Annotated in this window: 14 protein-coding genes; 9 read left to right on the forward strand and 5 right to left on the reverse strand. The window is 76.7% G+C overall.

The features are described 5' to 3' along the window. Positions 1-217: 217 nt before the first annotated feature. Genes ABD324_RS14420 through ABD324_RS14430 form a run of 3 tightly spaced genes read left to right on the forward strand, consistent with a single transcriptional unit; the run spans position 218 to position 2060 of the window. A complete protein-coding gene (locus ABD324_RS14420) occupies positions 218-1072 on the forward strand; it encodes a GNAT family N-acetyltransferase (RefSeq protein ID WP_344416620.1) in 855 nt (284 codons plus the stop codon). Further along, positions 1069-1764 (forward strand): AzlC family ABC transporter permease, encoded by a 696-nt coding sequence (locus tag ABD324_RS14425; RefSeq protein ID WP_344416622.1) that lies wholly within the window; start codon positions 1069-1071, stop codon positions 1762-1764. Before ABD324_RS14420 ends, ABD324_RS14425 begins: the two co-directional genes overlap by 4 nt. Beyond that, the gene (locus ABD324_RS14430) at positions 1761-2060 is read left to right on the forward strand and encodes an AzlD domain-containing protein (protein WP_344416625.1); all 300 of its coding nucleotides are present in this window, start codon (positions 1761-1763) and stop codon (positions 2058-2060) included. Before ABD324_RS14425 ends, ABD324_RS14430 begins: the two co-directional genes overlap by 4 nt. An 8-nt stretch (positions 2061-2068) precedes the next feature. Here the strand turns inward: ABD324_RS14430 and ABD324_RS14435 are convergent, their stop codons facing one another. Continuing rightward, complete coding sequence (locus ABD324_RS14435; RefSeq protein WP_344416627.1) at positions 2069-4609, reverse strand: ATP-binding protein; 2541 nt, start codon at positions 4607-4609, stop codon at positions 2069-2071. A 96-nt stretch (positions 4610-4705) separates the two neighbouring features. Here ABD324_RS14435 and ABD324_RS14440 point away from each other — a divergent pair, with 96 nt between their 5' ends. Next, the gene (locus ABD324_RS14440; protein WP_344416629.1) at positions 4706-5119 is read left to right on the forward strand and encodes an ester cyclase; all 414 of its coding nucleotides are present in this window, start codon (positions 4706-4708) and stop codon (positions 5117-5119) included. A 98-nt stretch (positions 5120-5217) separates the two neighbouring features. Further along, entirely contained in the window at positions 5218-7770 is a 2553-nt protein-coding gene (locus ABD324_RS14445; protein ID WP_344416631.1) for an ATP-binding protein, read from the forward strand. A 5-nt stretch (positions 7771-7775) separates the two neighbouring features. On the opposite strand, the gene ABD324_RS14450 is transcribed toward ABD324_RS14445, so the two are convergent. From ABD324_RS14450 to ABD324_RS14465, 4 genes are all read right to left on the reverse strand, one after another. Then, entirely contained in the window at positions 7776-8600 is an 825-nt protein-coding gene (locus ABD324_RS14450; RefSeq protein WP_344416634.1) for a polysaccharide deacetylase family protein, read from the reverse strand. 24 nt (positions 8601-8624) lie between these two features. Further along, the gene (locus ABD324_RS14455; RefSeq protein WP_344416636.1) at positions 8625-14078 is read right to left on the reverse strand and encodes a SpoIIE family protein phosphatase; all 5454 of its coding nucleotides are present in this window, start codon (positions 14076-14078) and stop codon (positions 8625-8627) included. Between the two features lie 110 nt (positions 14079-14188). Continuing rightward, positions 14189-14344 (reverse strand): hypothetical protein, encoded by a 156-nt coding sequence (locus ABD324_RS14460; RefSeq protein ID WP_344416638.1) that lies wholly within the window; start codon positions 14342-14344, stop codon positions 14189-14191. 85 nt (positions 14345-14429) lie between these two features. Further along, positions 14430-16124: a helix-turn-helix domain-containing protein gene (locus ABD324_RS14465; protein WP_344416640.1), complete on the reverse strand. Its 1695-nt coding sequence runs from the start codon at positions 16122-16124 to the stop codon at positions 14430-14432. 132 nt (positions 16125-16256) lie between these two features. Between ABD324_RS14465 and ABD324_RS14470 the strand changes: the two genes are divergently transcribed. From ABD324_RS14470 to ABD324_RS14485, 4 genes are all read left to right on the forward strand, one after another. Next, positions 16257-17546, forward strand: coding sequence for an MFS transporter (locus ABD324_RS14470; protein ID WP_344416642.1), 1290 nt, complete (start codon positions 16257-16259; stop codon positions 17544-17546). Continuing rightward, a complete protein-coding gene (locus ABD324_RS14475; protein WP_344416644.1) occupies positions 17543-18937 on the forward strand; it encodes an FAD-binding oxidoreductase in 1395 nt (464 codons plus the stop codon). The genes ABD324_RS14470 and ABD324_RS14475 overlap by 4 nt, the downstream gene beginning before the upstream one ends. A 95-nt stretch (positions 18938-19032) precedes the next feature. Then, the gene (locus ABD324_RS14480) at positions 19033-20580 is read left to right on the forward strand and encodes an ABC-F family ATP-binding cassette domain-containing protein (RefSeq protein WP_344416646.1); all 1548 of its coding nucleotides are present in this window, start codon (positions 19033-19035) and stop codon (positions 20578-20580) included. Continuing rightward, positions 20577-21114, forward strand: a 538-nt coding sequence (locus ABD324_RS14485; RefSeq protein ID WP_344416648.1) for a TetR/AcrR family transcriptional regulator, incomplete at its 3' end; no start/stop codon positions are given. The genes ABD324_RS14480 and ABD324_RS14485, both read left to right, overlap by 4 nt.

Raw genomic sequence — 21114 nt, forward strand, 5'->3', positions numbered from 1 at the left:
GGGAGCCACCCTGCGCCGGGCCGGTGGCCCCGCCCATCGGCGACGGCCACCCATGTCGGGGACCTGCCTACCCAGGCGGCGCCGCGTGGGCATGGGCAGCCGGCCGACATGGGTGGTGCCCGCCGATGAGTAGGGACCCCGTCCGGCCGGACGCTCCGTGCGGTCCGGACGACCGGACCCCGCCGCCCTTTCCGATGGAGAACACAGGAGCCACACCATGTCCCCCCGCCCGTCCCCCCGCCCGTCCCCCCGCCCGTCGCCCCGCCCGTCGCCCCGCCCGTCCCGCACCCCGACCGTCACCGGCGCCGTCCGGGTCCGGCCGCTCGGCCCCGACGACGCCGACGTGCTCGACGCGGTCTTCGCCGGGCTGTCCCCGGCCAGCCGCTTCCGCCGCTTCCACTCCGGCGCACCGGGCATGACCGCGTCCACCCGCGCCGCCCTCGCCGCCGTCGACGGCCGCCGGCACGTCGCCGTCGCCGCGTTCGCGGGATCCGAGCCCCTCGGCATCGCCCGGCTCGTCGCGACCGGCACCGCCGGACCACACGGCCGCGGGACACGGGCCGAGCTGGCCGTGGAGGTCGTCGACGCCTGGCAGCGCCGCGGGGTGGGCCGGCGCCTGCTCCGCGCGGTCCTGGCGGAGGGCGGACGGGCCGGGATCACCGAGGTCGTCGCCGACATCCAGTCCGAGAACCTGCCGATGCTGCGGCTGTTCGCCCAGCTCCTGCCCCGGCACACCACGAACGCAGCCGGCCCGGAGACCCGCGTCGCGGCGCCCCTGAACCCCGCCCCACCGAGCCTCGCACCCCTGCCCCTCGCCACCTCGACCCTCGCCACCTCGACCCTCGCCACCTCGGACGGAGACCGCGCCATGTTCCTCGACACCCACGTCGACCAGCACCGCGCCGACCTGCTGGCGGACGCCCGGATCCGCAGGCTCGCCCGCACGGAGCCCACCGAGCGGACAGGGCGGACAGGGCGGACAGGGCGGACGGGGCGGACCGCCCGTCGCCGGACCCGCCGCGCGCCGGCCGCCGTCCCGGCCCGCCTCGTCCCGGGCGGGGACGCGGCATGAGCAGCACCCTGATCCCCCGCCCGCACCGCCGGATCGACCGGGACGCCGTGCGCGAGATGGCGCCGGTGCTGCTCGGCATCACGCCCTTCGGGCTGCTCATCGGCCTGACGATCAGCACCCACCCGGTCGGGGTGGCCGCCGGCCTGGGCTCCGCGGCGGTGTACTACGGCGGCACCGCGCACCTCGCGGCGCTGCAGATGATCGTCGCCGGTGCGGGTCCCCCGGCGGTGATCGCCGCCGTCGTCGCGATCAACGCGCGGCTGCTGCTCTACGGGGCAGCCCTCGCGCCCCGGTTCGCCGACCAGCCCCGCTGGTTCCGCTGGGCCGGGGCGGTCACGCTGATCGACCAGACCTACGCGCTCGCGTCGGCCCGGCCCGCCGGGGACCCCGCCGCCTTCCGGCGGTACTGGCTCACGCTCGGCACGACGTTGGGTCTCGGCTGGCTGGCCGGGCACGTCGTCGGTCTGGTGGCGGGGCCGGTGCTGCCGGCCTGGCTGCCGCTGGGCATCGCGGCCCCGGCCGTGCTGGTCGGGCTGCTGGTGCCGCACCTCACGCGGCGCACCGGCCGGGTCGCCGCCGTGGTCGGTGGGATCGGTGCCGCCGCGGCGGCACCCCTGCCGGCGGGCGTCGGGACGATCGTCGGGGCCGTGGCGGGGATCGTGGCCGCCACCGTGGTCGGGAGGACGTCGTGAGCGCCGCCGTCCTGGGGCTGTTCGGCGGGGCGGTCGCCACCTACCTGCTCCGCGTGGTGCTGCTCGCCGTCGTGCCCGCCGAGCGCCTGCCGGCGCGGGTGCGGGAGGCCCTGCCGCACGTCGGGCCGGCGGTGCTGGCCGCGCTGACCGTCGGCGCGGTCGCCCACGCGCCGAGTGTGGCCGCGGTGCTCGCCCTGCTGGCCGCCGGGCTCGTGGCCCGGCGCTTCCGCAACCTGGCCGCGCCGATGGCGGCCGCGCTGCTCGTCGTCCTCGCCGCCGGGCTGCTACCCACCTGAGTCCGGGGTCAGGCCGATTCCAGCTCGGCCAGGGCCGCCGCCGCGTCCCGCCTCGACGCCACACCCAGCTTCTGCAGCACCGCGGACACGTGATGGTCCACGGTCCGCACGGACAGCACGAGCCGGGCGGCGATGTCCGCGTTCGTCGCACCCGAGGCCACCAGCTGCAGGATCTCCAGCTGTCGCCCGGTCAGCCCAGCCGGGTTGGCCCGGGTGGTCTGCTGCGGCCCCCGCGGCACCCGTTCGACCCCCCGCTCCCGCAGCCGCGCCCGGGTGAGCGCGGCGGCGGGGCGGGCCCCCAGCTCGTCGAGGATCACGAGTCCGTCGAGCATCGCGGCCGGGTCCTGGGAGTCCACCAGCTCGCAGGCCCGTTCGTAGGGAGCGCCGATCCGCTCCCACGCCGCCGCGGCCCCCAGGTGGTCCCCGCGCAGACCCGCGGCGAACTCCTCCGGGCAGCCCGGGAAGTCCTCCACCGGCTCACCGAGGCGGTGCAACCAGCGGGCCAGCTCGCCGCGTTCCCGCTCCCGCCCCGGGCCCACGGTCCGGGGCAGCAGCGCCCGGGCGTGCGCCGCCAGGTCGGGGTTCCCGGTCAGCCAGGCCTGCTCGGCCTCGGCCGCCGCGACCTCGACCTGGGGCGGGAGCGCGCGGGACTCCTCGGCGTTCGTCCACGCCGTGGCCAGCAGGTCGACGGCCTCCTCGCTGCCGCGGCGCACCGCCAGCCGGGCGAGCGTCGGCAGCGCGTGCCGGCCGACCATCCCGCCGCCCTCCTGGCCGTCGAGACCCCAGCGCAGCTCGGCGTCCGCCTCCGCCCAGCGCCCCTCCTGGGCCTTGAGCCTCGACTCGAAGGACTCGACCACCCGCGCGTGGGTGGTGTACTCGGTGGCGTCGACGTACGCCCTCATCCGGGCGACGACCTCACGGAGCTCCTCGTACCGGGCGTACCGGGAGAACAGCGAGGCGAGGTTGAGGTAGCCGGTCATGATGTCGTCGGACCGGCCGAGCCGCTCGGCCAGCGCGATCGCCGCGTCGATGTCCTCGCGGCCAGCCGGGTCACCGAGCTGCCAGCGCGCCCGGCCCCGGTAGATCAGCGCGAGCGGGCGCAGCGACTCGACGCCGAGCTCCATGGCCACCTCGACGTCGGCGAGCCCCTCGGCCTCCCGGTCGAGGTTCACCAGGACCACGCCGCGGCAGTTCAGGGCGTAGGCCAACGGCTCGGGATCCGCGGCGCCGCGCAGGGCCTCCACCGCCCGGTCCGCCGAGACGAGCGCCTCGTCGATCGCGAGCGCGGCCCACAGCTGCAGGGCCAGCGTGCTCAGCGCCTGCCCCAGCCGGACCGGATCGCCCAGCTCCTCGCGCAGCCGCACGGCCTCCGCGCCGGCGGCCGTCGCGCCGGGCCGGTCGTTGCTGTGGAAGTGGGTCCAGGCCAGGTGTTCCTGCAGCTCCGCCCGCTCCTCGGCGGTGGGCACGGTGCGCAGGGCCTCCCGGAAGAGCGCGAGGGCCTGGCGGTGCGAACCGGCGGCGGCCGCGGCCTTCGCGGCGGTCGGGGCGTGCCGGGCCAGGGCGGCGTCGTCACCGGCACCGGCCGCGTGGTGGACGACGCGGGCCAGGTCGGGCTCGTCGTCCGTCAGCAGGGCGGCGAGGACGGCGGCGTGCAGCCCCATCCGGCGGGCCACCGGCAATGCGCCGTCGACGGCGCGGCGGGCGAGCTCGTGGCGGAAGGCGACGGCCCGCGGATGGATCTCGATCATCCCGGCGCGTTCGGCGTCGGCGAGCACGGACAGGTCCCCGAGCAGCGCGCGGGCCAGCGCCAGGTCCACCCCGGACGGGACGACGGCGAGCTGCTCGAGCGCCTCGCGCGCCGGCACCGGGAGGGCCCGGGCGCGGGCCAGCACGGCGTCGACCACGGTGGCCGGCACGGCCTCGGCCCCGGCGGCGACGGCTTCGGTGACGAAGAAGGGATTGCCGCCGGTGAGCCGGTAGAGGCCTGCCGACGTGGCGGTGGTGCCGCCGGCCAGCCGCGCGACGGCCTCGCGCGACAGCGCGGACGGGGCGAGCCGGCGGACCGCGGGCAGGGCACCGAGCACCGGGCGCAGCGGATGGTCCGGGCCCAGCTCGTCGTCCCGGTAGGTGAGGACGACGAGTGCGGGCAGGTCCGCGACCCGGCGCCCGACGTGGCGCAGCACGTCGAGGGTGGCGTCGTCCGCCCAGTGCACGTCCTCCACGACCAGCACGGACGGTTCGGCCAGCAGGTCCAGCACGGCGTCGTAGACCGCGTCCCGGTCGGTGCCGGCCAGCGCGGCCGCGAGGGGGCCGCCGCGCGGCGCGGCGTCGCGCAGCGGACCGAGGGTGCGCGGCGAGAGCAGGTCGTCGCAGGCCCCGAGGTGCAGCCGCGCCCGGCCGGCGACCCGGCGGCGGAACGCGCGGACCAGGCTCGTCTTGCCGATCCCCGCCTCACCGTGGACGAGCACGACCTCGCCCGCCCCGGTCGCCGCGGCGTCGAGCGCGGCGTCCAGGTCCGCCAGCTCACGCTCGCGTTCGAGCAGCTCCATGCCCCGATCGTGACAGCGGACGGGGGCGGGCGGATCGTCCGAACTGGGCATCTGTCACCGATCCGCCGGTGCCGTCGACGGCCGCACGATTGCGGTATGACCACCACCGTCGAGAACCTGCTCGCCCTCTGGGACGTCCCGCCGGACACCCGCGCCGATCCCGAGGCCGACTTCGCCGCCGTCTACACCGATCCGGTCCGCGTCAACGGGACCGCCCTGCGCCTCGCCGACATGGTCGATCGGGCCCGGGAGCTGCACGCCGCGTTCACCGGGCACGAGCGGGAGGTCCTGGAGGTGGTCGCGGCGCCCGGGAAGCTGGCCGTCGCCTTCCGGCTGACCGCGGACCACACGGGCCCCTGGACGTCGGCCGTCGGGGTGCTCGCCCCGACCGGGAGGCGGATCACCGCCACCGTGATCGACGTGCTGACCCTCGACGCGGCCGGCCGGGTCAGCGACATCGTCATGGTGGCCGACGAGCTCGGCAGGCTCCGCCAGGCGGGGGCGCTGTAGGCAGATCTGGGCATGCCCGCCCGCGATGTGGGCAGTCGCGAGCCTTGGGCGGCTCGTCCGGGTTCCCCTAGCGTCGGTGCCGACCGGGAGGAGCCCCGATGACCGTCCTGCTCGAACGCGAGACCGAGGCCACCGAGCTGCGCGAGGCCCTGGCCCGGGCCGGCACCGGGACGGGATCGGTCGTCCTCGTGACCGGGGAGGCGGGCATCGGCAAGACGAGCCTGGTCCGCGCGTTCCTGCGGCACGCGGCCGGACGTGTCCGGACCCTGTCCGGCGCCTGCGACGACCTCCTCACCCCGCGCACCCTCGGTCCGCTGCGCGACGCCGCGCGCGCCGCCGGGCCCGCGCTGGCCGAGGCGCTCGCCGACGGCGACCGCGACGCCGTCCTCACCGCGGTCCTGAACGAGCTCGCCTCGGCCCCGACCCTGGTCGTCCTGGAGGACGTGCACTGGGCGGACGACGCCACCCTCGACGTGCTCCGCTACGTCGGGCGGCGGATCGAGGACGTGCCCGCGCTGCTCGTGCTCACCTATCGGGACGAGGAGGTCGGCACCTCGTTGCGACGGGTGCTCGGCGGCCTGGGCGGCGCCCGCCGGCTCCCGTTGCGGCGGCTGTCCCGGGGCGCCGTGGCCCGGCTGGCCGGCGGGACCACCGCCACGTCCGCCTCCCTCTACCGCTCGACGGGCGGCAACCCGTTCTTCGTCACCGAGGTCCTGGCCGTGGGCGACGACGCGGTGCCCGCCACCGTCGTCGACACGGTGCTCGCGCGGATCCGCCGGCTGCCCGCGGAGACCCGGGGCGCGCTGGAGATGCTCTCCGTGGTGCCCGGCCGGGTCGAGCTGTCCCTGGCCCGCGCCGTGCTGGACCTCGAGGTGCTGGTCCCGGCGGAGCAGCTGGGCGTGCTGGAGGTGCGCCCGGACGCGGTGGCCTTCCGGCACGAGCTCGCCCGGCGCGCGGTGGCGGACTCGCTGCCCGCGAGCCTCGCGATGCGCCATCACGCCCGGATCCTGGAGGCGCTGCTCGACTCCCCCGACGCCGACCTGACCCGCGCGGTGCACCACGCCGTCGGGGCCGGGGACGACGGCGCCGTGATCACGTTCGCGCCGGTCGCCGCGTCCGTCGCCAACCGGGCGGGTGCCCACGCCCAGGAGGCGGAGCTCTACGCCGAGGTGCTGGCCCGCCGTGCCCTGCTCGACGACGCGACGGAGGCGGCCGTCCTCCAGGCCCGCGCTGCCGCGCTGTTCACCCTGGACCGGATGGGCGAGGCGCTCGAGACCGCCCGGGCCGCCGTGCGGATCCGGGAGCGGCTCGGCGATCCGCAGGCCCTCGGCGAGGCGGTGATCATCCTGGCGCCGATCCAGTGGGCCCACACCCGCCCGCACGACTCGCTGGCGACGGCGGCCCGGGCGGTCTCGCTGCTCGCCCCCGCGGGCGACACCCCGCAGCACGCCTTCGCCCTCGGCTACCTCGCCCTGCTGCGCACCACCGTCGACCACGAGCAGGGGGCCGGGGAGGCGGGCACGGCGGGCGCCGCGATCGCGCGCCGGCTCGGGATCGACGGCCTGCGGATCCTCGGCGAGATCGGCGCCGGGAGCGCGATCGCGCGCCTCGGCGACCCCGCCGCGGGCCTGGCGCGGCTCCGGGCCGCGATCGACGCCGCCACGGCCGCCGGCGAGCACGTCTTCGCGATCATGGGGTACGTGACCCTCGTGCAGGACCTCTGGCACAGCGGCCGGTTCGCGGAGGTCCGGGACACCCTGGCGGCCGCCCTGCCGTACGCCGAGCCCCGGGACCTGGGCCTCTACCGGGACCTCCTCACCGCCTACCGGTTCCGCGCCGAGGCGCTCGGCGGCGGCTGGGACACCGCCGAGGCGGGGTTGCGCTCGATGACCGGGGAGCCCGGCAGCGAGTCCGGGGCCCTGCGCTACAGCCTGATCCCCCTCGCCCGGCTGCTGGTCCGCCGCGACACCGAGGACGCCGGCCCCGTCCTCGAGCGGTGTCTCGACCTCGCGCGCCGGGTCGACGGGCGCTACGAGCTGGTCCCGGCCCACCTGGCCCGCCTCGAACGTACCTGGCTGCGCGGTGAGCCGGCCCCGGCGGACTCTGTCGCGCTGCTGCGCGAGCGGACCGCCGGCCGCGGCGCGGAGTGGCAGCGGGGCGAGGTCGAGCGCTGGGTGCGTCGCCTCGGCGGGCCCGCCGAGGTGGTCGACGGCTGTCCCGAGGAGTGGGCCGCCGGGATCCGGGGCGACTGGGCCGCCGCGGCGGCCGCGTGGGAACGCCTCGGCGATCCCTACGAGCAGGCCCTGGAGCTGGCCGACTCGGGCCGGCCCGAACCCCTGCTGCGGTCCCTGACCCTGCTCGACGACCTGGGCGCCCGTCCCGCCGCGGCCCTGGTCCGCCGCCGGCTGCGCGATCTCGGCGTCGCCGTCGTGCCCCGCGGCCCGAAGCCCGCGACCCGGGCCAATCCCGCCGGGCTCACCGACCGGCAGCTGGAGATCCTGCAGCTGGTGGCCTCGGGCGCGACGAACGCCGAGATCGCCGCCCGGCTCGTGCTGTCCGTGCGGACCGTGGACCACCACGTGTCCGCGACGCTGCAGAAGCTGGGCGTCACGTCCCGCCGGGAGGCCGCCGCCGCGCTCGCCTCCCTCTGACCCGGCTACCCGGTGGCCCGGCTCGTCCCGAACATCTCGTCCAGGGTGACGGGGGTGAGCGTGCGTTCCCGGATCAGGTCCGTGAGCTGGTCGAACAGGCCCAGGATCGTCGGGTGGTTGGCGTGCCCGAGGTTGATCACGCCCGGCTGGAGGTACTTGCGGGCCTGCTCCATGAGGAACTCGGGCGTGATGGTCTGGGAGTCGGAGAAGGAGCCGTCCCACAGGACCGTGCGGGTGTAGCCGAGCTCGCCGGCCAGCCCGTCGATCTCGGGGGTGTGGAAGCCGAAGGGCGGGCGGTAGTAGGGACGGGTGGTGGCGCCGAAGGTCCGGACCACCCACTCGTCGTTGCGCTCCAGCTCGTCGCGCCGGTCCTTGTCGCCGATCTTCCGCAGGTCCCGGTGGGTGAAGGTGTGGTTGATGATCTGCACCTGCCCGGCCGCGACCAGCGGGCGGAGCACCGGCGCGTGCGGTGCCCAGGCCCGGTTGTAGGACCCGTTGGGGCTGAACGTCAGGTGGACGCCGCTGCGCTCCGCGAAGGCGACGTACCCGGCGACGACGTCCGGCGCGGTCCCGTCGTCGACGGTCAGGGCGATGCGGCGGTCCGCCGGGCCGCTCGGCGCGGGCCCGTGGCTGATCACCTGGTTCGGGCCGGGCCGGGGGCCGGGAACGGGCGGCAGGGTCGGAGCCGGCGTCGCCGTCGGGGCAGGCTCCGGGGTGGGGCTCGGGGCGGGCGTCTCACCCGCCGGTTCCGGCGGGGCGCCGCACCCGGCCAGGACCGCCGCGGCACCGAGGGCCAGCAGCAACGAGCGACGGTCGACGGTCCGGGGCACCTCCGGACGGTAGCGCGCCGGAGATCATGACTGCGGCAACCCGCCGGGACCGATCCCGGCCAGGTCGAGGACCCGGGCCGCGGGGGTGCCGGGGCTCGCGGCGAGCGCGAGCCGGACCGAGCGGTCCGCCGCCCGTCGCACCAGGTCCACCAGCATGCCGACGCCGGCGCTGGCCAGGTACGTCACGCCGTCGAGGCCGAGCCGGACCTCCTCGCCCGGCGCGACGGCCGCGACCAGCGCGAGGAGCTCGGGGCGCAGCTGCGCGACCGCCGCCAGGTCGATCTCGCCGCGGATCTCGGCCCGGCCCTCCTCGCGGACGACCGCGGGGCTCGGGTCCGCGGGCGGCCCGGGCGGCGGCACGGGGGCGGGATCGGGCGGGTACACCACGAACTCCACCACGGTCCCCGCAGCGCCCGGGCGGAGCGCCACCTCCCGGCCCAGGGTGCGGATGAGGTCGAGACCACGGCCGCGGAAGCCCTTGTCCTCGGGCGCGGGCCGCCAGGTCCCGTGGTCCTCCACCAGGACGTGCACGCCGCCGTCGGGCCGGAGGGCGGCGCGCAGGTCGTAGGTCCCGGCGGTGCCGGGCGGGTAGGCGTGGTCGACGACGTTCGCGGCCGCCTCGCCGAGGGCGAGCTGCAGGTCGGCGACGAACAGCGGATCGAGCGCGGCCAGCCGCGCCCACTCCGCCACCCGCCCGCGCAGTCCGCGCAGCTCCCCGGCCTGGGCCGGCACCCGCAGCTCCAGCGGCCCCGGCAACAGCCGGACGGCGACGACGGCGATGTCGTCCGGATGCACGTCCGCCTCGCCGAGGCGGTCGAGCAGCCCGTCGACGAGCTGCTCGGGCGGGGCGTCGGCGAGCTCCGCGGCGGCGCTGCGCAGCCGTTCCAGGCCGGTGTCGATCAGCTCGCCGCGCCGCTCCACCAGCCCGTCCGTGTAGAGGAGCAGGGTCGCGCCGGGCCGCACGACGATGGATCCCTCGCTGTAGGGCCCCCTGCCCTTCATGCCGAGCACGGCACCGTGCCCGCCGTCGAGGAAGCCCGCGCCGGTGCCGTCGACCAGCAGGGGCGGGAGGTGCCCGGCGCGGGCCCAGCGCAGGACGCGGGTCTCCCGGTCGAGGATCAGGCAGGCGGCGGTCGACGCGGTCGCGCCCGGGATCCAGCCGACGTACCCGTCGAGCGTCTCGAGGGCCTCGGCCGGAGCCCTCCCCTCGCGTAGCGCGCCGGAGAGCGCCACCCGGAGCTGCCCCATCACGGCGGCGGCCGCGGCCCCCTGCCCGACGACGTCCCCGACGGCCAGCGCGATGCCCTCCCGGCCACCCGGCATCTCGACGGGGAACAGGTCGTACCAGTCGCCGCCCGCCTGGACCCCGGCCGCCCCGGGGCGGTAGCGCGCGGCCACGGCGAGCCCGTCGAGCGGCACGACCTCGCGCGGGAGCAGGCTGCGCTGCAGGACCGCGGCGATCTCGTGCTCGACCTCGTGCAGCCGGGCGCGGTCGAGGGCCTGCGCGCACTGCGCGGTGACCGTGAGCAGGGCGGCCCGGGCCTGGTCGGACAGCGGTGCGGCGCCGGCGGGGAACCGCAGCCCGAGGGCGCCCAGGGTGGTGCCGGCGAGCACGAGCGGGACGGCGACCTGGTCCGGCAGGTCGACCTGCCCGGCCCGCAGCCGCCGCTCCCGCCAGGCCTGCTCGGAGCGCTCCCCCACCCAGACCGGCTGCCCGGTGACCGAGGCGTGCGCAAGCGGGTGCCGGGCGTCGAGCGAGACCCGCTGCACCTCGACGGGCGGCGCCGCGGCGAGGACCTCCAGGTGACCGTCGCGCACCAGGACGACGGCGGCCTCCTCGGCCCCGAGCTCCGCGGCGTGGTCGAGCATCACCCGGCCCACCTCGTCGGTCGTGACCGCCCGGGACAGCGCGGCCACGACGACGCTGAACTTCTCGGCCGCCCGCCGGGCGTCGCTCTCGGCGGCGAGCAGCTCCGCGCGGCGCAACGCCTCCGCACCCTGCTCGGCCAGCGACAGCACCGCGGTCCGCTCGGCGCCGGTCAGCACCCGGTCCTCGACGAACGCGATCGACACGACGCCGATGCAGCGGCCCGCGACCAGCAGCGGCACCGAGGACACCGAGGCGTAGCCGTACTCGCGCCGCACGAGCTCGTAGATCTGCGGGTAGCGGGTGCGCCAGTCGTCGTCGGACTCGACCCACATCGGCAGCCGGCTGCGGACGGCCTCCGCCGTCGGGTCCGCCGAGTCCGTGGGCAGGGTGGTCCAGTCGCGCTCGACCCGCGGGTCCCAGCCGCGCAGCGCCAGCGCCTCGAGGACGCCGTCGGCGCGCAGCTCCCACACCCCGACGGCGGCGGCCCCGGTGAGCTGCTGGAACTGCTCGGTGGCGACCTCCGCGACCCGCGCCGGGGTCGGCGCCGCCGACAGCGCGGCCGTGGCCTGCTGCAGGAGCGCGAGCCGCGCGCTGGTGGCCCGTTCGCTGGCGAAGAGCTGCGCGTTGTCCAGGGCGACGGCGGCCCGGCGGCCGATCTCGTCGAGCAGGGCGAGATCGTCGTCGTCCTGGGGGACCGACGGCGCGGTCCGGGCCGCGACCAGGACGCCCGCGACCCGCCCGCGCGCCGCCAGCGGGACGAGGGCGATGCTGCGCAGGTCGAGCAGCTCCCGCAGCTCCGGCTGGCCCGCGAGGTACCCGCCGTCCGCCGGGACGACCAGCGCCCGCCCGCCGGCCGCGATGTCGGCGAACCAGTGCGGGTCCACCTCGATCCGGGCGAGCAGCTCCCGCGTCTCCTCGTCGCGGGTGGCCGCGACGTTGCCCGCGCGGGGCTCCCCGGTGGTCACGGCGATCCCGGCGATGTCGGCCAGCCCCTCGTCGACCAGGGCACGGACGAGGACCTCGCGGCGCTCGCCGACCGTCGGCACCTGGTCCATGGCCGCGCCGACCTGCCCGACGAGCCGCTGCCGCTCCTCCTCGCGGAACCGGGCGTCGATATCGAGGCAGCCACCGACGTACCCGGTGCCGACCGGCACCCCGCGGTCGAGCACCCACCGGTACCGCCCGTCGGCGCCGCGGAGCCGGTACTCGACCTCGAAGCCCACGCCGTCCCGGGTCGCGGTGGCGCGGCGCGTGTCGTACCGGTCGATGTCCTCGGAGTGGACCAGCGCCCGCCAGGTCTCCGGTTCCCGCAGCCCCGTGTAGTCGCTCCACGCCTGGTTGACGAAGGTGCGGTCGCCGTCGGGCCCGTCCACCCAGATGAGCGCGGGGGTCGCGTCGGCGAGCGTGCGGAAGCGCCGCTCGGCCTCGGTCCGGGCCCGGCTCAGCCGCAGCGTCCCGTCCACCCGGGCCAGCAGCTCCGGCGCGGCGAACGGCTTGACGAGGTAGTCGTCCGCGCCGGCGGCCAGGCCCTCGATCGCGGCCTCCTGGCCGGCGCGGGCGGAGAGCAGCAGCACCGGCACCCGGACGGTCCGCGGATCGGCCCGGAGCCGGCCCAGCAGCGCCAGGCCGTCGAGGCCGGGCATCATCACGTCGGACACCAGGATGTCCGGCGGATCGGCCAGCGCGGACGCGAGCGCGGCCCGCCCGTCCGGCACCACCTCGACGGTGTGCCGGTCGGCCAGCAGCCGGCGCAGGTAGTCGCGCATGTCGGCGTTGTCGTCCGCGACCAGGATGCGGGCGGTGCCCCGGCCGTGGACGGTCTCGGCCAGGGGCGCGGGGAGCCAGCGCAGCGACTCCGCGACGAACGGCTCCGCCAGCCGCGGGGCGGCGTCCTCGGGTGCGGCCGGCCCCGCCGAGACCTGCTCGGGCGGCAGGTGGGCGCTGCCGAACGGCACGTCCACCGTGAAGGTGGTGCCGACGTCCGGCGTGCTCCGCGCGGAGATCGTGCCGCCGTGCAGGCCGACCAGCTCGCGGACCATCGCGAGCCCGATGCCGCTGCCCTCCGACGACCGCGACCGCACCCCCGTCACCCGGTGGAAGCGCTCGAACAGCCGCGGCATCTCGGCCTCGGCGATCCCGACGCCGGTGTCCGCCACGGTGAGCCGGGCCCCGCCCGCGACCTCGCGGAGCTCCACCCGGATGGTGCCGTCGAAGGTGAACTTCAGGGCGTTGGACAGCAGGTTGAGGACGATCTTCTCCCAGCTGTCGCGGTCCACGTGCACCGGCGCGGACAGCGGCGGACAGTCGACGACGAACCCGAGCCCGGCGTGGTCGACGGCGGAGTGGAAGGCCCCGGCGAGCTCGACCGTGAGCCGCGCGAGGTCGACCGGCGCGAACCGGGCGTCGATCCGGCCCGCCTGCAGCCGCGAGTAGTCGAGCAGGCTGTTCACCAGCTTGCCCAGCCGCAACCCGTTGCGGTGCACCACGTCCAGCTCGGTGCGCAGCCGCGTCGCGTCGACCGGGCCGGGATCGGCCGCCCGCCGCAGGTCCTCGACCGGGCCCATGATCAGCGTCAGCGGGGTGCGGAACTCGTGCGAGACGTTGGAGAAGAAGTCCGTCTTCGCCCGGTCCAGCGCGGCGAGCGCCTCCGCGCGGGTCCGCTCGGCCTCGTAGGCGCGCACGTTCAGCAGGCCCGACGCGGTCTGCGCCGCCAGGAGCTCGACGAAGCCGCGGTAGCCGTCGTCGAGGGCCCGGTAGGGGTTCAGCCCGGCGACCAGGTACCCGTCGGGCGCGCCGCCCAGGGGCAGCACGACCGCCTGCTGCGGCGGCCGGTCCCAGGGCCCGGTGGGCAGCCCGGGCGGCAGGTCGTCGACGACCCCGGGCCGGGTCCAGGGGTGTCCCGGCCCGACGACCTCGGGGGCGGCGGGCGAGCCGGGGTCGACGCCGGCGGCGCAGGCCAGCCGCGCGGCGCCGCCCTCGGCGAGGTAGACCGCGCTGAAGGGGAGGTCGCGGGTGTTGCGCCCGAGGTTGTCCCGGACCGCCGCGAGGACCTCCTCCTCGGAGCGGGTCGCGGTCAGCGCCGTCGAGAGGGCCCGCAGCGTGGTCATCCGCCGCTCGGACAAGACCCGCTCGGTGTTCTCGGTGACCACGCACAGGAAGCCCGCGACCGCGCCCGCGTCGTCGACCAGCGGGCTGTAGGAGAAGGTGTGGTAGGTCTCCTCGCGGTAGCCGCTGCGTTCGAGGAACAGCAGCAGGTCCTCGTCCCAGGTGGCCTCGCCCGTCTCCAGCACGGACATGATCCGCGACTCGACGTCCGACCAGACCTCGGCCCACACCTCGCGCGCCGGCCGTCCGAGCGCCCCGGGATGCTTGGCGCGCAACGTGTCCCGCCGGTAGGCGTCGTTGTAGAGGACCGTGAGCTCGGGGCCCCAGCCCATCCACATCGGGAAGCGCGAGCCGAGCATGATCCGCACGACGCTGCGCAGGGCCGCGGGCCAGGTGTCCGGCGGGCCCACGGCCGTCGAGGCCCAGTCCCGCTCCGCCATCGCCGCGCCCACGTCGCCGCCGCCCGCGAACGGGTCTCCCGGCTCGTCGGGAACTGCGGACATCGGACTCCCACTTCGTGGTCCGTCACGGCGGGGGGACCGGCCGAAGCCTAGCCGCGGTGATCGGCCCCGGCCACGCGGCGGCTGCCCCCGCCGCGTGCGCCGGCCCGGCGTCAGCGCGCCGCGGCCCGCCGCCGGATCGCCCCGACGACGCCGGTCACCACGAACAGGACGATCGCGGCGATCGCCAGCCACAGCAACGACTTCACGACGAACCCGACGATGGCCAGGATGACCCACAGCACCAGCAGCCCGATGATGATTCCCACGGTGAACTCCTCGCCTACGTGACCCGACGCCGTGGTGTTCCCCGAGTGGCGCCCGCTCAACCGGCCCGTGGTGCGGACCACCGCGTCAGTCGCCGAGCCGTCCCGATGCCGCGTGCAGCACGAGGAGGACCTGCAGGTCGAAGGCCCGTGCCCGCCAGCCCTCGCCGAGCAGCCGGTCGAGCGTCGCGAGCCGTTGGTAGAGGGTGTTGACGTGGATCGCGAGGGCGGCCGCGGTCGGGGTCGGCCGGCGGCCGTGCTCGAGGTAGGTGCGCAGGGTGTCGACCAGCGGGACCTCGCGCGCCCGCTCCTCCGCCAGCACCGGGCCGAGCTCGCGCTGCACCTGGTCGGCGAGCTCCCGGCGCCCGGTGTGGCTCAGCAGCACGGCGAACACCCCGAGATCCGCGGAGCGGGCCAGCTCGCCCTCGCGCCCCAGGGCGGTCAGCGCCCGGGCGGTGCGGCGCGCGTCGGCGTACGCGCCGCGCAGCTCCGCGGTGGGGACCGGGCCCGCCACGCCGGCGGTCGGCGCTCCCGGACGGGTCCAGGCGCGCCGCAGGTCCTCGATCCGGCCCGGCCGCACGAGCACGAGCCGGCCCCGCAGCGCGGCCGCCGCACCAGGATCGCCCGGCAGCCCGGCGGCCCACCGGCGCGCCGCCTCGGGATCGCCGTCCGCGACCACCACGAGGTGTTCGCGGCGCGGGTCGAGGCCGGCTCCGCGCAGCCGGCGCCGCTCCGCCGCGGGATCGGGCTCGGCCCGGGTCAGCAGGTCGACGGTCGCGATGTCCCGGCCGAGGCGGTCGGCGCGCTCCGCGGCCCGCCGCCCGGTCAGCGTCAGTGCCAGGACCGGCACGGCCCGCTCCATCAGGTGCACGACCGCGGGATCCGGCTCGGGATCGTCGACGGCGAGGGCCCCGAGGAGCGCGCCCGCGGCCACGACCGGCCGCACCGTGCCCGCCCGCGGGAGCCGCGCGGCGTCCGCGTCGAGCCACTCCAGCGGCGCCGGCGACATCGCCCGGACCCGTTCCAGCAGCGAGTCGAGGTCGCCGCCCTCGAGGACCGCCGCGGTCAGCTCCGCGTCGAGGGCCAGGGTGCGCTGCAGCGCCGCCTCCGACTCGGCGAGCCGCTGCCGCGACCGCGCGTTGTCGATGGCGACGGCGGCGTGGGCGGCCAGGCCCTGCAGCAGCCGCACCTCGTCGTCGTCGAACGCGCGCTCCTGGCGCTTGGCCGCCAGCAGCGCCCCGAGCACCCGGCCGCGGACGGCGAGCGGGACGCCGAGCAGCCCGCGCAGCCCCTCCGCGGACGCCGCCCGGTCGGCCGTCTCCTCGTGCTCGATCCGGGTCTCGGCGCGGTAGTCGCGGGTCCACATCGCCTCGCCCGAGTCGACGACCCGGCCGATCAGGCCGCCGCCCGCGGGCAGCCGCACACCGACGAGCCGCGGGCTGCGCGCCCCGTCGGCGACCTGGATGCGCATCGCCCGGTCCTCCTCCGTCAGGGCCAGGTAGGTGAGGTCGACGCCGAGCAGCCGGCGCGCCTGCGCGACGACCTCGCGCAGCAGGTCCTCCGGATCCCGGACGACGGCGAGGCGTTCCGCCACGTCGTTGAGGGCGGCGAGCTCGACCGCCCGCTGGCGGCGCTGGGCCAGCAGCGCGACCACCTCCAGCGCCGCGCGGGCCTGCGCGTCCGCCTGCTCGGGAGCGGTCCCCGCGGCGACGAGCGCGCGCCGGTGCGCCTCCACCACCTCGACCGACGCCTGCCCGGCGAGTAGGTGCACCCAGTCCGTCATGTGGAGGATCCTTCCACCGAAACGTCCCGACGGCAGAGATTCCGTACATTGTCGCGGCGGGTGCCCGGGCCCGACCCTGGTGCGATCCCACGGAGCGGCACCGCCGCCGGCTCACCCACCAGGAGTTCCACCATGACGCGAGCGATCCCCTCACCCACGGTCGTCGACGAAGGAGAGGTGCGGCCGTCGGGCCTGCGCCGGCTCTCGTTCGGGCTGCTGATGGTCTACGTGGCGATCCTCGCCATCAACTCGGGTGGCCTCGGCATCCTGATTCCCGACCTCATCTCGCGCCTCGACGAGGCCGCCAAGGTCGGCAACCTGGCGATCGTCTCCACCGTCGGGTTCCTGGCGAACGTCTTCGCCCAGCCCATCGCCGGTGCCCTGTCCGACGCGACGCGGTCGCGCTTCGGCCGCCGCACGCCGTGGATGGTGGGCGGCGGGCTCGCCGCCGCCGGCTTCATGATCGGGCTGCCGATGGCGGGCTCGGTCGTGACCGTCGCGCTCGTCTGGCTCGCCGTGCAGCTCGGCGTGAACGCACTACAGGCCGCCGCCACCGCGCTCGTCCCCGACCGGTTCCCGCCGGCCAAGCGGGGCGGCGTGTCCGGCATGGTCGGCCTCGGCATCACGATCGGCAACGCGGTCGGCGCGATCGTCGCGGGCACCTTCGCCGCGCAGGGCGCACTCCCCTACCTGGTGCTGGCGCTGCTGATGGTCGTCGTCGTGGGTTCGTTCGTGCTGGTCAACCGCGACGCCCCGAGCCTCGGATCTGCTCCCGCCGTCGAGCGGGTCCCCTTCTCCCTCAAGGCCTTCCTCAAGGGCTTCTGGGTCTCCCCGCGCCGCCACCCCGACTTCGCCTGGGCCTTCGCGTCCCGGTTCCTGATGGTGATCGGCTTCTACGGCGCCCAGACCTACGGCCTCTACATCCTGCGCGACTACGTCGGCCTGTCCGACACCGAGTCGACCGCCGTCGCCGCGCAGATCGGCGTGGTGCTGCTCGTCGGCGTGCTGCTCTCGGCGCTGGCCAGCGGCTGGCTGTCGGACAAGGTCGGCCGCCGCAAGCCCTTCATCGTGTGGTCGTCGGCCGTGATGGCCGTCGCGCTGGCAGTGCCGCTGTTCGTGCCCACCGTCACCGGCGTGATGATCTACAGCCTCCTGCTCGGCCTCGGCTTCGGCACCTACATCTCCATCGACCTCGCCCTCATGACCGAGGTGCTGCCCGCGAAGGCGGCCGGCGCGCGGAGCACCGCGGGCCGCGACCTCGCCGTCCTCGGCCTGGCCACCACGCTGCCGCAGGCGCTGAGCCCGTCGATCGCCGCGGCCCTCGTCGGCCTCACCGGCGGCTACCCGGTGGTGTTCGTGTCCGGCATCGTCTTCGTGATCGTCGGCGCGATCGCCGTGCTGCCGATCAAGTCCGTCCGATGACGCTGGCACTCACGCGTGCCGACGCGCTGCGGGCCGACCTGGTGCTCGCCCTCCCCGAGGGCACGGTGCTCACCGCGCCCGAGTCGCGCGAGGCCTACCGCCACGACGAGGCCGAATGGGCCCCGTCCGCCCTCCCCGCCGCCGTGGTGCGGCCGACCAGCGCCGAGCAGGTCCGCGACGTCGTGCGGGTGTGCCTGGAGCACGGCGCGCCCGTCGTGGCCCGCGGCGCCGGCACGGGGCTCTCGGGCGGCGCCAACGCCGTCGAGGGGTGCGTGGTCGTCAGCTTCGAGCGGATGGACGCGATCGTCGAGGTGAACACCCTCGAGCGCTACGCCGTGGTGCAGCCGGGCGTCGTCAACGACGACCTGCGTGCCGCCGTCGCCGGACAGGGCCTCTGGTACCCGCCGGACCCGGCCAGCTCGCCGTGGTCGACGATCGGCGGCAACGTGGCCACCAACGCGGGCGGCGTGTGCTGCGTGAAGTACGGCGTGACCCGGGACTACGTGCTGGAGCTGCAGGTCGTCACCGGCACCGGCGAGCTGGTGCGGGTCGGACGCCGCACCGCGAAGGGGGTCGCGGGCTACGACCTGGCCGGGCTGCTGGTCGGGTCCGAGGGCACGCTGGGCATCGTCACGGAGGTCACCGTGCGGCTGCGCCCGGCCCGCCCGGCCGAGCACACGGTCGTCGGGTACTTCGGGTCGCTGGTGGCGGCGGGCGAGGCCGTCGCGGCCGTCGCGGCGACCGGCGTGGTCCCGTCCGCGCTCGAGCTGCTCGACCAGCACTGCCTCGCCGCCGTCGACGAGTGGAAGAACATGGGGCTGCGGGCGGACGCCGTCGCGATCCTGCTCGCCCGCGTCGACGCCCCCGGCTCGGCCGGCGAGGCCGAGGCGGACGCGGTGCTCGCCGCCTTCGAGTCGGCCGGCGCGAGCTGGGCGGCCCGGTCCGACGACCCGCAGGATGCGGACGCGCTGTTCAGCGCCCGCCGGCTCGCCTATCCCGCCCTGGAGCGGCTGGGCCCCGTACTCACCGAGGACGTGTGCGTCCCGGTCGGCGCGGTCCCCGCGATGCTCGCGCGGGTGGAGGAGATCGGCCGCCGCCACGACGTCCTCGTCGCCACGATCGCCCACGCCGGCGACGGGAACTTGCACCCGCTGCTGATCACGCCGCCCGGCGACGACGCGGCCCGGGAGCGGGCGCAGCGCGCGTTCGCCGAGATCATGACGGCCGCGCTGGACCTCGGCGGGCCCGTCACGGGCGAGCACGGCGTGGGCCTGCTCAAACGCGATGGCCTCGAAGCCGAGCTCGATCCCGTGGTCACCGAGATGCACCGCGCCCTGCGGAGGGCCCTCGACCCGCACGGGATCCTCAATCCCGGCAAGGTCGTCGCCTGACTATTGCGACTACTGTCGCGTTAGAGTACCGTCGCGCTCGTGCTGATCCACCGCTGAGAACCCGTGTCCCATTCCCCCTCTCAGCGGAGGTCCCCATGTCATCCACGCTCACCAGCCCCGCCGCCGTCCTGCAGGGCGTCTCCTTCACCTGGCCCGACGGGACGGTCGCGTTCCGGGATCTCGACGCGGGCTTCGGCGTCGGGCGGACCGGACTGGTCGGCGCCAACGGTGCGGGCAAGAGCACGCTGCTGCGCCTGGTCGCCCGGGAGCTGCGGCCGGACTCGGGCACGCTCACCACGACCGGGCGACCCGCCCTCCTCCGACAGAATCTCGCGCTGCACACCGGGGACACCGTGTCCGACCTGCTCGGGATCGCGGACCGGCGGCGGGCGCTGGCCGCGGTCGAACGGGGCACCGCGACCGACGCGGACTGGACCGTGCTGGGCGAGGACTGGGACGTCGAGGACCGCGCCCGCGCCCGGCTCGACGCGCTGGGTCTGCCGGTGGATCTCGACCGCCGGCTCGACGGCCTGTCCGGCGGCGAGGCGACGCTCACCGCGCTGGCCGGGCTGCTCGTCGATCCCCCGCCCGTCACACTGCTCGACGAGCCCAGCAACAACCTCGACTCCGTTGCGCGGCAACGACTCCACGAGGCGATCGACACCTGGCCCGGGGTGCTCGTCGTCGCCGGGCACGATCGCGCGCTGCTCGACCGGATGGACCGGACGACCGAGATCCGGGACGGGCGGGCGCGGACCGTCGGCGGGCCGTGGTCGGAGTTCGTGCGCGTGGTCGAGGCCGAGCAGGAGGTCGCGCGCGGCGACGTCCGGGCGGCGGGCGAGCACCTGCGCCGCCAGGAGCGGGAGTGGGCCGACGCCCAGATCGTGCTGGCCCGGCGGCGGCGGTACGCGGCCCACGACTCGGCCACGAAACGGCGCCCGAAGGTGATCATGAACGAGCTGCGGCGCCGGGCCCAGGTGACCGCGGGCAGCTACAAGGCCCTGCACCGGGACCGGCTCGCCGACGCCCGGGCCGCGCTCGACCGCGCCGAGGACCGGGTGCGGGAGGACGACCGGATCCGGATCGACCTGCCCGCCACCGAGGTGCCGTCCGGCCGCGAGGTCGTGCGGCACGGGACCACGCTGGTGCGGGGGCCGGAGCGGATCGCGGTGACCGGGCCGAACGGGGCCGGCAAGACGACCCTGCTGGACGTGATCGCCCGGGCCGCGACCGTGCCCGTCGGGTACCTGGGGCAGCGGCGGGGCTTCGCCTCACCGGACCGCTCCGCGCTGGAGACGGTCGGCGGCGAATGGCAGGCGGCCCGCGCGGGCCTGGCGCGCTTCCTGATCACCGGCGACGACGCGACCCGGCCGGTCGGGACGTTGTCGGGCGGGGAGCGGTTCCGGGTCCACCTGGCCCGGATCCTGCTGGCGGACCCCGCACCCCGCCTGCTCCTGCTCGACGAGCCGACCAACGACCTGGACCTGGACTCGGTGGCGGCCCTGGTCGACGCGCTCACCGGCTTCCGCGGGGCGCTGCTGGTGGTGAGCCACGACGAACCCCTGCTCGCCGACCTCGGCACCACCCGCCGCTGGACCGTCGCGGGTGGACGGTCGCCGCGGATCGTGGCGGACGCGCCGTGAGCACCCCGGGGGCCGCGCGACCAGGAGGGCGGACGGCCCGGGTGCGGGCAGCGGTGCTCGCGGCCACCCTCGACGAGCTGACGGAGCACGGGTTCGACGCGCTGACCGTGGACGGGATCGCGGCGCGGGCCGGGGTGCACCGCGCGACCCTGCACCGCCGATGGGGGGACGTCGGCGGCCTGCTCGCCGCGGCCCTCGACGACTCGGCGGCCGACGGCTGGACCCCACCGGACACCGGGTCGCTCGTCGAGGACCTCGTCGCCCTGGCGGAGGAGGTCCGCGCCGCCCTGGCCGAGCCGCGGTCGGTGACCGCCGCCGTCATCGGGGCCTCGTTCCGCTCACCCGTCGCCGCGGACGCTCTGCGCCGCTTCCTCTCCGGCCGCTACGACCGGTGCCGGACCGTGGTGGAGCGGGCCGCCGCGCGCGGCGAGGCCCCGCCGGGCGTCGACGCGCAGGCGGTCCTGGTCGCCGCCACCGCGCCCGTCTACCACCACGCCCTGCTCCTCTGCGAGGTTCCCGACGCCGCCGCCGTGC

It is taken from the genome of Pseudonocardia ailaonensis, assembly GCF_039531635.1.
GTDB classification, from domain to species: Bacteria; Actinomycetota; Actinomycetes; order Mycobacteriales; family Pseudonocardiaceae; genus Pseudonocardia; species Pseudonocardia ailaonensis.

Excerpts from the sequence above, each read along its gene's own strand:
- ABD324_RS14465 (WP_344416640.1), bottom strand. The coding sequence starts at position 16,124 with ATGACGGACTGGGTGCACCTACTCGCCGGGCAGGCGTCGGTCGAGGTG.
- ABD324_RS14480 (WP_344416646.1), top strand. The coding sequence starts at position 19,033 with ATGTCATCCACGCTCACCAGCCCCGCCGCCGTCCTGCAGGGCGTCTCC.
- ABD324_RS14470 (WP_344416642.1), top strand. The coding sequence starts at position 16,257 with ATGACGCGAGCGATCCCCTCACCCACGGTCGTCGACGAAGGAGAGGTG.
- ABD324_RS14475 (WP_344416644.1), top strand. The coding sequence starts at position 17,543 with ATGACGCTGGCACTCACGCGTGCCGACGCGCTGCGGGCCGACCTGGTG.
- ABD324_RS14445 (WP_344416631.1), top strand. The coding sequence starts at position 5,218 with ATGACCGTCCTGCTCGAACGCGAGACCGAGGCCACCGAGCTGCGCGAG.
- ABD324_RS14440 (WP_344416629.1), top strand. The coding sequence starts at position 4,706 with ATGACCACCACCGTCGAGAACCTGCTCGCCCTCTGGGACGTCCCGCCG.
- ABD324_RS14420 (WP_344416620.1), top strand. The coding sequence starts at position 218 with ATGTCCCCCCGCCCGTCCCCCCGCCCGTCCCCCCGCCCGTCGCCCCGC.
- ABD324_RS14455 (WP_344416636.1), bottom strand. The coding sequence starts at position 14,078 with ATGTCCGCAGTTCCCGACGAGCCGGGAGACCCGTTCGCGGGCGGCGGC.
- ABD324_RS14425 (WP_344416622.1), top strand. The coding sequence starts at position 1,069 with ATGAGCAGCACCCTGATCCCCCGCCCGCACCGCCGGATCGACCGGGAC.
- ABD324_RS14435 (WP_344416627.1), bottom strand. The coding sequence starts at position 4,609 with ATGGAGCTGCTCGAACGCGAGCGTGAGCTGGCGGACCTGGACGCCGCG.